The organism is Nonlabens sp. Asnod3-A02 (genome assembly GCF_045063755.1).
GTDB classification, from domain to species: Bacteria; Bacteroidota; Bacteroidia; order Flavobacteriales; family Flavobacteriaceae; genus Nonlabens; species Nonlabens xylanidelens.
This window is the reverse complement of the sequence record NZ_JBEFOC010000007.1, coordinates 1148446-1162755: the sequence shown is the minus strand read 5'-3', so window position 1 is coordinate 1162755 and position 14310 is coordinate 1148446. Positions and strand designations below refer to the sequence as shown.

General features: G+C 34.5%; 13 protein-coding genes. 9 read left to right on the top strand and 4 right to left on the bottom strand.

Annotation, left to right across the window (positions count from 1 at the left end):
* Nucleotides 1–3 precede the first annotated feature (3 nt).
* The 4 genes from ACJJVN_RS08680 (at nucleotide 4) to ACJJVN_RS08665 (ending at nucleotide 5504) form a co-directional block, all read left to right on the top strand.
* Nucleotides 4–570 carry an AraC family transcriptional regulator gene (locus tag ACJJVN_RS08680; protein WP_104514848.1) on the top strand — a complete coding sequence of 189 codons (567 nt, stop codon included), beginning with the start codon at nucleotides 4–6 and terminating at the stop codon, nucleotides 568–570.
* An 86-nt stretch (nucleotides 571–656) separates the two neighbouring features.
* On the top strand, nucleotides 657–1208 hold the full coding sequence (locus ACJJVN_RS08675; RefSeq protein WP_405377832.1) for a DUF3347 domain-containing protein: 552 nt from the start codon (nucleotides 657–659) through the stop codon (nucleotides 1206–1208).
* Nucleotides 1209–1260: 52 nt separating this feature from the next.
* Nucleotides 1261–3765, top strand: a complete 2505-nt coding sequence (locus ACJJVN_RS08670; RefSeq protein WP_405377831.1) for a heavy metal translocating P-type ATPase — start codon at nucleotides 1261–1263, stop codon at nucleotides 3763–3765.
* A 5-nt stretch (nucleotides 3766–3770) separates the two neighbouring features.
* Nucleotides 3771–5504 (top strand): efflux RND transporter periplasmic adaptor subunit, encoded by a 1734-nt coding sequence (locus ACJJVN_RS08665; RefSeq protein WP_405377830.1) that lies wholly within the window; start codon nucleotides 3771–3773, stop codon nucleotides 5502–5504.
* 15 nt (nucleotides 5505–5519) lie between these two features.
* Here ACJJVN_RS08665 and ACJJVN_RS08660 read toward each other — a convergent pair whose 3' ends face one another.
* Nucleotides 5520–6074, bottom strand: a complete 555-nt coding sequence (locus ACJJVN_RS08660) for a DUF4251 domain-containing protein (protein ID WP_405377829.1) — start codon at nucleotides 6072–6074, stop codon at nucleotides 5520–5522.
* A 232-nt stretch (nucleotides 6075–6306) separates the two neighbouring features.
* Between ACJJVN_RS08660 and ACJJVN_RS08655 the strand changes: the two genes are divergently transcribed.
* From ACJJVN_RS08655 to ACJJVN_RS08640, 4 genes are all read left to right on the top strand, one after another.
* Nucleotides 6307–6612 (top strand): HPF/RaiA family ribosome-associated protein, encoded by a 306-nt coding sequence (locus tag ACJJVN_RS08655; RefSeq protein ID WP_104514843.1) that lies wholly within the window; start codon nucleotides 6307–6309, stop codon nucleotides 6610–6612.
* Between the two features lies 1 nt (nucleotide 6613).
* Nucleotides 6614–7015 (top strand): hypothetical protein, encoded by a 402-nt coding sequence (locus ACJJVN_RS08650; RefSeq protein ID WP_405377828.1) that lies wholly within the window; start codon nucleotides 6614–6616, stop codon nucleotides 7013–7015.
* Nucleotides 7016–7089: 74 nt separating this feature from the next.
* On the top strand, nucleotides 7090–8070 hold the full coding sequence (locus tag ACJJVN_RS08645) for a TerC family protein (RefSeq protein WP_405377827.1): 981 nt from the start codon (nucleotides 7090–7092) through the stop codon (nucleotides 8068–8070).
* 95 nt (nucleotides 8071–8165) lie between these two features.
* A complete protein-coding gene (locus tag ACJJVN_RS08640; protein WP_405377826.1) occupies nucleotides 8166–8459 on the top strand; it encodes a hypothetical protein in 294 nt (97 codons plus the stop codon).
* Nucleotides 8460–8591: 132 nt separating this feature from the next.
* Here ACJJVN_RS08640 and ACJJVN_RS08635 read toward each other — a convergent pair whose 3' ends face one another.
* The 3 genes from ACJJVN_RS08635 to ACJJVN_RS08625 form a co-directional block, all read right to left on the bottom strand.
* Complete coding sequence (locus ACJJVN_RS08635) at nucleotides 8592–11156, bottom strand: phosphoenolpyruvate carboxylase (RefSeq protein WP_405377825.1); 2565 nt, start codon at nucleotides 11154–11156, stop codon at nucleotides 8592–8594.
* Between the two features lie 27 nt (nucleotides 11157–11183).
* Nucleotides 11184–11432, bottom strand: coding sequence for an acyl carrier protein (locus tag ACJJVN_RS08630; RefSeq protein WP_104514838.1), 249 nt, complete (start codon nucleotides 11430–11432; stop codon nucleotides 11184–11186).
* Between the two features lie 135 nt (nucleotides 11433–11567).
* Nucleotides 11568–12854, bottom strand: coding sequence for a beta-ketoacyl-[acyl-carrier-protein] synthase family protein (locus tag ACJJVN_RS08625; RefSeq protein WP_405377824.1), 1287 nt, complete (start codon nucleotides 12852–12854; stop codon nucleotides 11568–11570).
* Between the two features lie 184 nt (nucleotides 12855–13038).
* On the opposite strand from ACJJVN_RS08625, the gene ACJJVN_RS08620 reads away from it, so the two are divergent.
* A complete protein-coding gene (locus ACJJVN_RS08620; protein WP_405377823.1) occupies nucleotides 13039–14304 on the top strand; it encodes a POTRA domain-containing protein in 1266 nt (421 codons plus the stop codon).
* The last annotated feature ends 6 nt before the right edge of the window (nucleotides 14305–14310 follow it).

Here is a 14310-nt window from a genome sequence, read left to right as displayed (position 1 = left end):
GCAATGGAAAAGAAGTTATTCATCAAAAACATGGTTTGTAATCGCTGTATCAAAGTAATAGAGAACGATATAAGACGATTAGGTATAGAACTGCTCCATATAGAATTAGGCTCTATCATCTATCAAGAAACAGATTCGATGCAGTTTAAAAGCATAACTAAGGTTATAGAAGAAAACGGTTTTGAGGTTTTACTCGCACCAGAAAAACAATTGGTAGAAGAGATTAAAAAAGAATTAATAGAACTTTTAAAAAAGCTACCATTACAGTTAGACTCTACCCTTTCAAGGTTTTTAGAACAAAAGCTGAATAAAGAATATTCTAAAATAAGTAAGTTATTCTCTAGTGAAGAACACATCACGATTGAGAAATACTTTATAAAACTTAAAATGGAAAAGGTGAAAGAGTTGATACAGCTACAAGAAAATAACTTTACAGAGATAAGTGAGCTACTCAATTATAGTAATTCTAACCATTTGAGCCGTCAGTTTAAATCAGAAACCGGTATGAGTCTTACAGATTATAAGAAATTGCAAAAAAATGATAGAAACCCACTGGACCAAATTATGTAGATTCTAACCATAATTATGATATAGTAATCTTCATAAATAGGATAATTTTATACTCTTATTTATTACACTACTTAAAAGAAAATAAATTGAATACAATACAAATTAACTTAGTAAAAATAGCTCTTATAGCAACCTTAATATTCACTGTTTCTTGCAAGAAAACAGAAGAGAATGCAACTGTAGAAACAGAGCGTAAAGAGATTACACCAGAGAAAAATATAAGCTCAGAAAACATTTTAAAGAATTACTTCAATTTGAAGGACGCCTTAGTAAAAGATGATAAAGACAAAGCTACTATTCACAGTGAATACTTATCTAATTCATTAAATGACTTCAATAACTCTATTAGTATTGAAAATAAGCAAGATGGACTAAAAGAAGTGTTGAGTAAGGCTATTAAAAACGCTATCCTTATTTCTGAAAAAGACATTAAAACTCAACGAGAGTATTTTAAAGAATTAAGTAAAAATATCACAGATATGATTGCCATTACTGGTACAGAACAACCTCTCTATGAGCAGCACTGTCCTATGTATAATGGAGGGACAAATTGGCTTAGTGATAGTAAAGAAATACGCAATCCATATTATGGCAGTCAGATGCTTAAATGTGGTACAGTACAAAGAGAAATTAAGTAAAGGAATAGATTAAAATAATCTAACGCAGTAATTCATTTATAAAACTGAATTCATGAAAAAATCCTATCACATACACGGCATGACCTGCAACGGTTGTCGTAATCATGTAGAACAAACACTTTCTAAAATAGAAGGTGTTACCACGGCTTCTGTAAACTTAGAAAATGCTGAAGCTACTCTGGAATATGATCAAGAAATCTCTATAGAAAAGTTGCAAGCTGCTATGCAAAAAGAAGGCAGCCACTACTCTATACATTTATTAGGTGAGCAACCTGTAGAAAACTCACAGGAAAAAAAGAAATCAACAAATGGTCATGGAACAGGTGTTTTTTACTGTCCTATGCATTGTGAAGGTGATAAAACCTATGAGCAACCAGGCGACTGTCCAGTTTGTGGAATGGATCTGGTAGAAGAGCAAAATCTTAATGCTACAACAAGTGAGCAATGGACCTGCCCTATGCACCCAGAAGTTGTGGAGAATGAGGCTGGCGACTGCCCTATCTGTGGTATGGATCTCGTGCCTATGGAGCCAGACCTTACTGCAGAAGAGAAAACTTATAAAAAACTAGCTCATAAATTTTGGTTAGCGCTAGGATTCACCTTACCTATTTTTATTATAGCGATGAGTGAGATGATACCTAACAATCCATTGTACGATATAATGGATCAAAAATCGTGGAATTGGGTGCAACTGGTCTTATCGGTGCCAGTAGTCTTCTACGCCACCTGGATGTTTTTTGAGCGGGCTTATCGCAGCATAATCAGTTGGAATCTCAATATGTTTACACTAGTTGGTATCGGTGCTGGTGTAGCATGGTTGTTTAGTCTTTTTGGTATGTTGATTCCAGATTTTTTTCCTGCTCAATTTAAGACAGAATCAGGTGCAGTCCATGTTTATTTTGAGGCTGCCACGGTTATTCTTACCCTAGTATTGATGGGCCAATTATTAGAAGCTCGTGCTCATGGAAAAACTAATACTGCTGTAAAAGAATTACTCAAACTTGCACCTAATAAAGCAGTACGAGTAATAGATGGTAAAGAACAAGAAGTCTCTATAGATAAAATTGAAAAAGGAGATATATTACGTGTTAAACCAGGCGATAAAATTCCAGTGGACGGTAGTATTATAGAAGGTAATACCACCGTAGATGAATCGATGATATCTGGAGAACCTGTTCCTGTAAGTAAAACGGTAGGTGATCAAGTAAATAGCGGTACGATTAACGGAAATCAGTCGTTTTTATTAAAAGCCGAGAAGGTAGGAAAAGACACGCTTCTATCACAGATAGTGCATATGGTAAACGATGCGAGTCGTAGCCGTGCTCCTATTCAAAAATTAGCAGATACGATTTCTAGTTATTTTGTACCTATAGTTGTGGCAGTATCCATAATCACATTTGTGGTATGGAGCATTTGGGGTCCAGAACCAGCTTATGTTTTTGCATTAGTAAATGCTATTGCGGTTTTAATAATCGCCTGTCCATGTGCGTTAGGATTAGCAACACCTATGTCTATTATGGTAGGTGTAGGTAAAGGAGCACAAAACGGAGTACTTATTAAAAATGCCGAAGCTCTTGAGATTATGGATAAGGTAAATATCTTAATCGTTGATAAAACAGGTACTATTACTGAAGGAAAACCAACGGTAGAGAAAATAGGTGTTTTTGGATCTCGCTTTCGCGAAAGCGAATTAACCAAAATCATCGCTTCTATTAATAATTCTAGTGAGCATCCACTAGCTGCGGCGACAGTAAATTATGCAAAGCAGCAAGAAATAGATGTATTCAAAACGGAAGATTTCAGTGCAGTTACTGGTAAAGGTGTGGAAGGAATAGTAGATGGAAAACAAGTTTCCCTGGGTAACTTTAAAATGATGGAACATGCACAAGTTTCTGTTTCTGCAGAAATGAAAAACGAGGTGCAACAATTTCAAAAGCAAGGTAAAACGGTTTCCTATCTGGCTATAGATAAAGAAGTACAAGGCTATGTTGTGATAGCCGATAAGATCAAAGAATCGAGCACCAAAGCCATAAAAGAACTTCAAGATAAGGGAATAGACGTTATTATGTTAACTGGTGATAATCAAGAAACTGCACAAGCTGTTGCTACAGAGTTACATCTAGCACAGTTTAAGGCAGGTATGCTACCAGAAGATAAATTAAAAGAGGTTGAAAAACTACAGCAGCAAGGCTATATAGTTGCCATGGCAGGTGATGGTATCAACGACGCACCAGCACTAGCAAAAAGTAATGTAGGTATTGCGATGGGAACTGGTACTGATGTAGCAATAGAAAGCGCGATGATAACTCTAGTAAAAGGAGATCTTCACGGTATTGTAAAAGCAAAAAATCTTAGTGCTGCAGTAATGCGCAACATTAAACAAAATCTGTTTTTTGCCTTGTTATACAATACATTAGGTATTCCTATTGCTGCTGGGGTATTATTTCCTTTTTTCGGTTTACTATTATCACCTATGATTGCAGCTCTAGCGATGAGTTTTAGCTCTGTGTCTGTTATTGCAAACGCTCTTAGATTACGTTCTAAGACTATAAATTAAGAATTATGAATAAGAATTTTATATATATAATTATCGCCGCAATAGTGGGATTAATTGCAGGTTGGCTCATTTTTGGTAATGATAGTGTAGCGTCCGTAAATAAGGTTAGCAACACTTCTCAAGTAGAGCAACACAATCATGAAAATGAAGGTACAGAAATGTGGACCTGTTCTATGGATCCTCAAATTATGCTTTCAGAACCTGGTGATTGTCCTATTTGTGCTATGGATCTTATACCTGCTAGCTCTAGCCAAGACGGTCTAGCTATGAATGAGATTAAAATGACAGATAATGCAATGGCACTGGCAAATATTCAAACTACAATAATAGGCAACAGCTCTAGTAATATGGATGAAAACTCAATTTCCCTATCTGGTAAAATTGCGACCAACGAAGAGAACAATACAGTACAGGCGAGTTATTTTGATGGACGTATAGAACGCTTAAATGTAAGTTATGAAGGACAGCAAGTAAGTCGTGGACAGTTACTAGCTACTATTTATGCACCTAACCTAGTAGCAGCGCAACAAGAATTAATTACAACAGCCTCCTTAAAAGAAAGTCAGCCGGCACTTTATAATGCCGTAAGAAATAAGTTGAAAAACTGGAAGTTATCAGAAAAGCAAATCACTGCCATTGAAACTTCTGGAAAGGTCAGAGAGAATTTCCCTGTGTATGCAACGGTATCAGGTACAGTTGCTCAGGTTATGGCAAACGAAGGAGATTATGTAAAACAAGGGCAACCTATTCTAAAAGTAAGCAATTTAAATAGTGTCTGGGCAGAGTTTGATGCTTATGAAAATCAAATTATGCAATTTAAGATAGGGCAAAAAATAGCTGTTACTACAAATGCTAACCCTAATAAGAATTATGATGCGACAGTTTCTTTTATAGATCCTATTTTAAACACTAATACTAGAACTGTTACTATAAGAGCTACTATCGCAAATAAAGAAGGCTTTTTTAAACCTGGTATGTTTGTAACTGGTAAGGTTAAAACCTCTTCTACTCCTACGGTGTCTAAATCTGTAACAATACCTGCTAGTGCCGTTTTATGGACTGGAAAGCGATCGATAGTTTATGTAAAAACGAGTCCCAACCAGCCTATTTTTGAAATGAGAGAAATTACTCTAGGCAATAGATCTGGAGATAATTATCAGGTGGTTGATGGTCTAGAAAATGGTGATGCGATAGTAACTAATGGCGCATTTACAGTAGATGCAGCTGCACAATTACAAGGCAAGAATTCCATGATGAATAAAGATAAAAACTTTAGTGCCAATACTGATCAACCAAATATTACCAAAGAATTGGAAACAACGCTAAAAAGCATTTTACCACAATACTTAAAACTTAAAAATGCTTTTATAAAAGTGGATAGTAAGAACATAGTCACCCATGCTATAGCTATACAAAGCAAATTGAGTTCGATTTCATTAAATGACCTGAATAAGGAAGAATCTACCTCTGTAAAAGAGGCTATTGAGATCTTATCATCTATTATAGATATAAAAGATATAGAAGAGCAAAGAAATATGTATATAATCCTTAATCAGAATCTTATCACATATTTCATGAAACTAGAAGATCTAAGTGAACCTCTTTATATTCAAAAATGCCCTATGGTAAATGGAGATAAAGGGGCGATATGGTTAAGTATGGAACCGGCTGTGCAAAATCCTTATCATGGTATAGATATGTTAACCTGTGGTGATGTCATTTATACAATAAATGAATAAAAACTGAGGCGATCTTTATTCTGTCGGCTCGATGTTTAAATGACCATCGTACTTTATGTAAGAACGTTGTGAACTATTGATAATTAAATGAGCTGTTTCTCTAGAGAATATTTTAAGTTCTACACTAAGGCTTTCTGTGTCGTTTCTTACATCAAATTCATAAGAAATATAGTTAGAGTCTGCCACTATGGATTGACTCACATTTTTTATTTCACCAGTAAAGTCAAATGAATTGTCATCATTATAACCACCACCTGTTCTACGTTCTCCATAAAAAGGTAAATTAAAGACAGCCTTCTCTCCTGCTATTTTAAGAGTGTAATTATCACCACTTAAACTGATACGGCTAGCACTATTTCCATTACGTATAAGAATATCGTTGATGGCATTATTAACTGCCTGCGAGTTAAAAGGTAAGGCAGCATCTGCTTTAAAAACGAGATTGTTGTTTATTAATTCGTTTTGTAGATCTTTAAGTTTGGTGCGATCTGCTTCTGTAAAACTAGATTTACATGAAGAAAGTATCAATACTAAAATACTAATGAGGATTAAATATTTATATTTTTTCATTTTAAAGTGTATAAAGTTGCTTTTAATTCCGCTTTCGCGAAAGCGAGAACCTAAAGAATCTATTTAAGAATAGTTAAAGTTATTAAGTTAATATACTAGATTAATTAATATTAATTATAGATTAACAGTTAATTCTTCAAAGCTTAATACTTTATTAAAGCTGTACTAAGATTTAATTAAAACCCCAAGTAATAGCAGATTTGTGAATTAACTTTATCTAAAAATCAACATTATGAACATTCAATTTAATTACCAACACGTTTCAGGAAGTACAGAACTTGAAGAATATACTAAAGAGAAATTACAAACCATTTTTGATCGATACAACTGGATTACTCGAGCAGATGTTTTTTATAAGACAGAAAACACGTCAAGTGATGAGACAGGAATGATCACTGAGATAAGATTAAGTGCTCCTGGCCCACGACTCTTTGCCGAAGAAAGTCATGCAACGTTTCATGAGTCGGTAAATAAAGTTGTAAACCAACTTAAAACACAATGCGAAAAAAGAAAAGCAACCATAATTACACATCCCTAATATGATCTCACTAGCCACAAGCCCTAAACAAATAGTATTGTTTTATAATTCTAATCAGAAAAATCATAAAGAGATCTTTGCTTATGCAAGCTCTGCAGGTAAAGATTTACTGGCTATAGATGTCAGTAAGGATAAAGTGGCAGGTACAACGTGGACAGAAATTGCTGATGTAATGAATCTAAGAGTTAGAGATTTGATACATACTGATCATGCTACCTTTGAGAATAAATATGGAACCGATAACAATATAGATTGTGATGGTGCTATTAAAGTATTACAAAAAGATCCAGAAATGCTTATCTTTCCTGTAGCAATAGAAGGCAAGAGAGCAAAGGAAATCAAATTATATAATGAAATTTTAGAATTCTTTGATGTAGATACTTCATCCATCCATATTCCTTAAATTTTAAGATATAATTACTTTTTAAAATCCAGCTTTTATAGCTGGATTTTTTATGTTTACGTAAACCTCACCACATGATCGTCTGGATTTCATTTATTGTTTTAGTAACTATCTTTTTAGGATTGGATCTATTTGTATTTAATAGAAATGCACATGTTATAAGTACCAAAGAAGCGTCAAAATTCACGGCTCTTTGGGTAGGTATCGCACTAGCTTTTACTGCAGTCATTTATTTTATTTATGACGCTGGCTATCTAGCTAATCCTGACCAATTAAGCGGTGCAGACGCCGCTCTTAAATACCTAACCGGTTATCTTATAGAATTATCACTGAGCATAGATAACATATTTGTAATAGCGGTAATTTTCAAATCATTTTCTATTAGTACAAAATACCAGCATCGTGTGTTATTTTGGGGAATTGTAGGAGCATTAGTTTTCAGAGCATTGATGATTCTATTCGGTATTGCGTTAATTAACGAGATAAGCTGGATGACCTACATTTTTGGTGGTTTTCTACTCTATACTGCTTATTCTATGTTGTGTAGTAAAGAAGAAGAATTTGACCCTAAGACTTCCAAGATCTATAAATTTGCTAAAAAACTTTTCCCTGTTACAGATCGTATAGAGGGACAACAGCTCTTTATTAAGAAAATGGGTAAGCGTATAGCGACACCATTATTTTTGGCGCTAGTGGTTATAGAAATTACCGATATTCTTTTTGCCCTAGATTCTATTCCTGCTATTCTAGCCATCACTAAGGATCCTTTTTTAGTCTTTTCTAGTAATATACTTGCTATTATGGGATTACGTAGTATGTACTTTTTCTTATCAAATCTTTTAGATAAATTTCAATATATTCATTACAGTCTAGTGGCTATACTTGCCTTTGTAGGACTTAAAATGTTATTTGTTCACTATATTCATTTACCAGAATGGATCTCTCTTGTAGTAATATTTGTGTCGTTACTGGTAGGGGCTTTGTTTTCTATCTACTACCCTGCGACTCCTCAAGAAAAAGAAAAACAAAAAGAATCCTTGAATACAGAAAAGTAGACGTACTGTCATTTTTCATGTCGTTCACTTATTTTTCTTATTTTTTTAAAACCGCGATTGTAATTCTTACGTAGGTATTATAAAAGCCAAGAAAAATGATTCATTTTAACTACGTTCATGTCCCTACTAACAAGAAGTTAGAAAAATTTACAACCGAAAAATTACAAGTACTACACGAAGAGTCTAAAATACGTAAGATAGATATCACCTATAAAAAAATGTTTGATATCAAGAATAGAACGAGAGAAGTTGCGATGATTCAAGTATCGTTATCAGACAAAAACGTGTTTTGTGAGATAGAATCTCTAAATTTTAAAAAGTCGGTAAGTATCGCTGTAGATACGCTTATGAATGAACTTGTAGAGGAACATAATTTACTATCAGCATGAAAAAAATCCTTGAAGTGAATTCAAGGATTTTTAAGTGTACTATATATATGATCTTGTATCTAATAGGAAGTCTATCTTAATTAAAGAAAGACTTCCTATTTTATATATATAATTTAGAATGCAACCAGTTCCTTAAGCAGAATTACGACTTGCGTTTATATTCCCATAAAGAGATCTAGTCACCATTTGCTCATAAATCTCTAGACTACCAGATGCTTCATTATTCTGTATATCTTGGACCATTTTAAGTGCGTATTGTTGTATCGTTAATAGTGGTAAAACTATTTTTTCTCTAGCCTGTATACTTGCTCTTCCTGCTACTTCATTATCCATAAGAGCAGTCATTCCAGAAATCTTAAGCATGTACTTTTTAGAACGTTCATACTCTGCATAAATCAGTTTCCAGAATTCTCCATAAACAGGATCATGCTCCATGTAAGCAGTTAAACCAAAGAATGACTTTGTAAGACTCATCATACTATTATCCAATAATGTACGGAAAAACTTATTGTTATTATATAAAGATTGAGCAGCGTCCCAATTGCCTGCTTTTTCCATAGTTTCTAGTGCTGTACCTACTCCATAAAATCCAGGAACGTTTTGTTTTAATTGACTCCAAGATCCTACAAAAGGTATAGCTCTTAAATCCTTAAATCTTAATTCTGTACTACCTGCTCTTTTACTAGGTCTACTACCTATATTAGTTTTTGCGTAATATTTTAAGGTACTCATTTTTTCTAAATAAGATAGAAATTGAGGATGCGCCTTAAAGTCGGTATAGGTTTTATAACTAGTTTCTGCTAGTTGATCCATTGTAGCTTGGTCTGTAGCAGAGAAGTCATTTGCATCACTAGCATAAACTGCATTGCTCACACCACTACTTATCATTTGTTCTAGGTTGTATTGACAACTTTCTAGTGTACCAAATTTTGAACTAATGGTTTGTCCTTGTACGGTTAACTGTATGTGTTTTGCTTCAATCTTTGTTCCCATAGAAGCATAAAATTGATGTGTCTGTCCACCACCACGGGCTGGCGGTCCACCTCTACCATCAAAGAATACTATCGATACTCCATACATTCTAGATACTCTGGTTAGCTCTTCTTTTGCTTTATAAATAGCCCAATTTGCCATTAAATAACCACCATCTTTAGTCCCATCACTAAAACCTAGCATAATATGTTGTGTATCACCACGTCTCTTAACATGAGAACGGTATTTCTCGTTTTCATAAAGCGATTTCATGACATGTGGTGCATTTACTAGATCAGGCACGGTTTCAAATAACGGTACCACATCTATATTAGGCTCTTTCATATCACAAAGTCGCAACATTGCATAGACTTCCATAATATGAGAAGCCATTTGCGTATTAGAAATGATGTAGCGATTACATCCTTTTTCACCATTGCGTTCTTGTATATGTTTTATGGCATATATACTACTCAATGTGCGTTGGGTGTACTCGTCCTTAAATTCGTTAGGATCTAGAGCTCCTTCTACCTCTACAAGTACGTTGATCTTTTCTACCTCAGATAAGTCGTTATAGTTGGATGGTAGTTCCGCTTTCGCGAAAGCGAGAATCTCATCAAAAACCGCGTCATGTGCACTACTATCTTGTCTTATGTCTAAGGTTGCAAAATGGAAACCAAATAGCTCTACTTTATGAATAAAACTATCTATCTGATCTAAAAACAGCGAGTTATGACGCTCTATAACAATAGTTCTGATACTGTTAAGTTTCTCAATAAGATCTGAAGCTGTAAAATCTAAAATTTCTACATCAAAAATAGCTCGATAGCACATTCCTTCTATGGAAGTAAGTTGCTCTTCTACACCTTTAAAAGTTAGTCTTCTACGCAGTTTTCTTACATCGCGGTAATAGTTTCTAAAAATAGTTGCACGTAGCCTCTTTGCTACATCTAGTGTAATATCTGTGGTTACAAATGGATTACCATCCCTATCACCACCAGGCCAGAAACCTATTTCAACTATTTGATTTTTAAATTCTTGAGGATTGTCAATATGTGTTTTTAGGTAGTCATAAATGTTACCCATAGCATGATAAAATACATTTTCTAGGTACCATATTAAACTTATCGCCTCGTCAAAAGGTGTTGGCTTTTCTGTTTTAAAGAACGGTGTTTTACCTAATTGAGAAAGTAATAATTTTACTTCTTGAATCTCATTTGCCTTAATAGCAACACCTAGATCGTTAATAATACCTAATACAGAACCAGGATAAAACTGTGTAGGGTGCGCTGTTAATACCGGTCTTACTTTAAACTCTTTAAGATAGGCTGCAAGTTCTTCGGTCTTGTTTAAGGCAACGGCCTCGTCCTTTACACTACGTAGAGAACCACGACCATCCAGGTTATTTACTTTACCAAATGCAGCATCTTCTATCGCATCGAATAGTACAACCTGGCGTTCTATGTATTGTATAAACTTAAAGAGCATAGACTGTCGCTCTTCATCACTACTATCTCTTAAGTATTTATCAAAGAAATACTGAACTATTTCTGTTGGGTTTTTTCCTTTTTCATATCCCTTTACACATAATTCATGAAAAAGAGGCAATAAACCTCCCGTATTAGAGATTTGATCAAATGGTAGTGTCATGAAAATACCATTGAAAATCTGGTATTTAGATTCTACTTCGTTTTTAAATCTTTCTATTTTAGGTAATCTAGACATAGGTCTTATTTTTAATGAGAAAATTGATTAAGCTGTTTTTGCTTTGACTATTTGTATGGCGTCCTTAACCGTTTGCATTTCTTCCATATCTTTTTCATCTAGCATAATATCAAAAGCGTCCTCCACATCTAGCGCTATATCTACTAGATGCGCACTGTTAATTCCTAGATCTTGCATTAAATGACTATCTAGCTCTATGGCAGTAGATTCTACATCTTGTGGTAAATACACTTTTACTATTTTAAAAAGCTGTTGTTCAATTTCTTTCTCTTGCATGTTTATATTTTCATAACTTCTCTAAAAATACTATCAAAAGTTGAATTAAAGAAGTCTATATAGGTCAGTTTAACTATATATAATGAGATTACATAAGGAAACTGAAAACTGAAATTTTTTGTGAGGATATTGTAGTTAATCCCTGTATTCTTTGAGAATAACACAAGCATTTACATCTCCGAAACCAAAACTAGCTTTGGCAACAATTTTTAAATCTTTATTTACCATTTGATTAGGTATACAATTAGAATCTACTACATCCGTTATATCAGGATGCAAAGAGGTGATATTACTGTTTCCATAAACTACGTTATTCTTTAATTGTAATACTGTACCCACCAGTTCTATACTACCAGCTGCAGCAAGACAGTGACCTACATAAGATTTAAAGGTATTAATAAGAGGAAAGTTTTCTCCTTTTCTATTTAAAGCTACAGACCAATTTTTCACTTCAAAAGCATCTTTAGAGGTTGCAGTAAGGTGCCCATTGATAGCATCTATTTCTTGCGGTTTAATTTGGGCATCTTTTAAAGCTAATTTTATACAGTCTTGAACTGCCTGTCCATTAGGCGCTGTCATAGAGCCGTCTCCACGATGTCCACCAGAATTTAAAGCACCTCCTAGAACTTCTCCGTATATTTTTGCACCACGTTTTAAAGCACTCTCTAGACTTTCTAAAATAAACGCACCTGCACCAGATCCTGGTACAAATCCAGCAGCATCGCAAGATATGGGTCTACTCGCCTTTTCTGGAGTTTCATTATACTTAGTAGGTAAAATACGCATGGCATCAAAACCACCCCAGATATAAGGTCCAGAATCACTGGTAGAACCGACTAACATTTGTGTTGCTTTACCAGCTGCTATGCGCTCATATCCCATTAAAAAAGCTTCGGTACCAGTACAACACGCACTCGAGTTGCTTGTTACTAGGTTACCGCAGCCTAATTCTCCGGCAAGCCAGGCGCTTATACCGCTAGTCATGGTCTGTATAACACTGGTACTTCCTAACCTACGCACTTTCTTTTGATCTATTAATAGAATGGCTTCTCTAAATTTCTCGCCTCCACTTTGCCCAGTACCGAATATGATTCCCATATCCTTCATGGCGACATCAGGACCAGCTATTTCTAGACCTGCATCTTTAAAAGCTTCTTTACCAGCTATCACACCATAGACTAATCCGGTTGCTTTTAAGCCTCTCAATTGTAAGTTTGTAAAGTTTTCAGCTAATAATTCTTCTGTAATTTGTGGTGTTCCTGATACTTGACAGCCAAAGTTTAAATCGGCTAGTTGTGGATCAAATCGTATTCCAGAGATTTGTTCTTGTAACGCTTTCGCGAAAGCGGGAACCCCAACAGCATTAGGTGCTACAATTCCCATTCCTGTTATTACTACTCTATTCTTATTATGTGCATTCATAGTTTTACTAAATTACATAATCTATTATTTATGAATAAGCATTTTAACAATAGCAATGCAAATGGTCAATAGTTCACAATTTTATCCCGTTAGTTTTATACTTCTGTGATGATAATTATGATTCTTTTGAACTTTATATCCGAGTAACAAGGTAATTTTGCTATATCAATCAACAAGTAGTTAGATGTTTAAAAAAATTACATTTTTCCTTTTTATTTTATTTGCAGGTGTTTTAAATGCTCAAGATATAATTGTAAAAAGTATAGAATTTACAGGTTTAAAAAGGACTAAAGAGTCTTTTCTTAAAAGATTAGTCAAAGTAAAAGCAGGTAATATTTATGATCCTTTTCAGGTCGCTACAGATGTAGAACGACTGAATAGATTACCTGGTGTGGCAAAGGCTACATTCACGCTAGATAAAAGCGATTCTACGGCATATATTCTTACTTATGAAATAGTAGAGAATTTTACCATTATCCCTGGTGTACGTGCGTCACAAGCAAATGACGAGAGTTTTGCTTTTAGATTATCATTATTTGAGTTCAACTTATTTGGAGAAAATCAATTGATAGGTGGTTATTATGGGCGTAACATTTTTGATTCTTATGGAGTCTTCTGGGAAGCTCCTTACTTATTTACCAATAAATTAGGGATAGGTGTAAATTATCAAAATAACGTTTTAAGAGAGCCTATATTCTTTGATAATGATAATACCGTAAATTATAGATTTGATAATCAAAGTGCTGAAGTTTATGCCTTATATGAATTAGATTTTCATAATAATTTTCAATTAGGTGTACGATATTCTGACCAAGAATATAGTTACCTAGATGGTATCATTACTAGCGAGGTACCACAAGAACTTAGTGCCAAAAAATGGAGCGTTTTAGGAGAGTACGAGAACAACCACCTTGAGATAGATTATCAATACACATCTGGTTATAGGAACTTTACAAGCCTAGAGTTAATTACTGGTGGAGAAGGTTTATTAAAAGATGAACTTATAGCGCAAACAGATTTCCAATACTTTCAAAAAGTGGGAAAGAAAGGAAACTGGGCAAATAGATTAAAGCTAGCCTACGCTTCTTTTAATGAGTCAAGGTTTGCTCCTTTTGCACTAGATAATCAAATTAATATAAGAGGCGCAGGAAATAGCGCAGGTCGCGGTACAGCAGAAATTACTCTTAATACAGAATACCGTCACACGCTATATGAAAAAGACTGGTTTGTACTACAAAGTAACACTTTTATAGATGCTGGAACCTGGCGCAAGCCTAATGGTGGTCTTGATGACCTAGTCGATGGAAGTACGCTCAAAATTAACCCAGGTTTGGGAATACGTTTTATTCATAAACGTATCTTTAACGCTGTCATACGTTTTGATTACGGCTTTGGTGTCGGTAATAACGCTACTAACGGTTTCGTATTCGGAATAGGTCAATACTTTTAAAAATTA

Excerpts from the sequence above, each read along its gene's own strand:
- ACJJVN_RS08680 (WP_104514848.1), top strand. The coding sequence starts at position 4 with ATGGAAAAGAAGTTATTCATCAAAAACATGGTTTGTAATCGCTGTATC.
- ACJJVN_RS08670 (WP_405377831.1), top strand. The coding sequence starts at position 1,261 with ATGAAAAAATCCTATCACATACACGGCATGACCTGCAACGGTTGTCGT.
- ACJJVN_RS08665 (WP_405377830.1), top strand. The coding sequence starts at position 3,771 with ATGAATAAGAATTTTATATATATAATTATCGCCGCAATAGTGGGATTA.
- ACJJVN_RS08660 (WP_405377829.1), bottom strand. The coding sequence starts at position 6,074 with ATGAAAAAATATAAATATTTAATCCTCATTAGTATTTTAGTATTGATA.
- ACJJVN_RS08655 (WP_104514843.1), top strand. The coding sequence starts at position 6,307 with ATGAACATTCAATTTAATTACCAACACGTTTCAGGAAGTACAGAACTT.
- ACJJVN_RS08650 (WP_405377828.1), top strand. The coding sequence starts at position 6,614 with ATGATCTCACTAGCCACAAGCCCTAAACAAATAGTATTGTTTTATAAT.
- ACJJVN_RS08645 (WP_405377827.1), top strand. The coding sequence starts at position 7,090 with ATGATCGTCTGGATTTCATTTATTGTTTTAGTAACTATCTTTTTAGGA.
- ACJJVN_RS08640 (WP_405377826.1), top strand. The coding sequence starts at position 8,166 with ATGATTCATTTTAACTACGTTCATGTCCCTACTAACAAGAAGTTAGAA.
- ACJJVN_RS08635 (WP_405377825.1), bottom strand. The coding sequence starts at position 11,156 with ATGTCTAGATTACCTAAAATAGAAAGATTTAAAAACGAAGTAGAATCT.
- ACJJVN_RS08630 (WP_104514838.1), bottom strand. The coding sequence starts at position 11,432 with ATGCAAGAGAAAGAAATTGAACAACAGCTTTTTAAAATAGTAAAAGTG.
- ACJJVN_RS08625 (WP_405377824.1), bottom strand. The coding sequence starts at position 12,854 with ATGAATGCACATAATAAGAATAGAGTAGTAATAACAGGAATGGGAATT.
- ACJJVN_RS08620 (WP_405377823.1), top strand. The coding sequence starts at position 13,039 with ATGTTTAAAAAAATTACATTTTTCCTTTTTATTTTATTTGCAGGTGTT.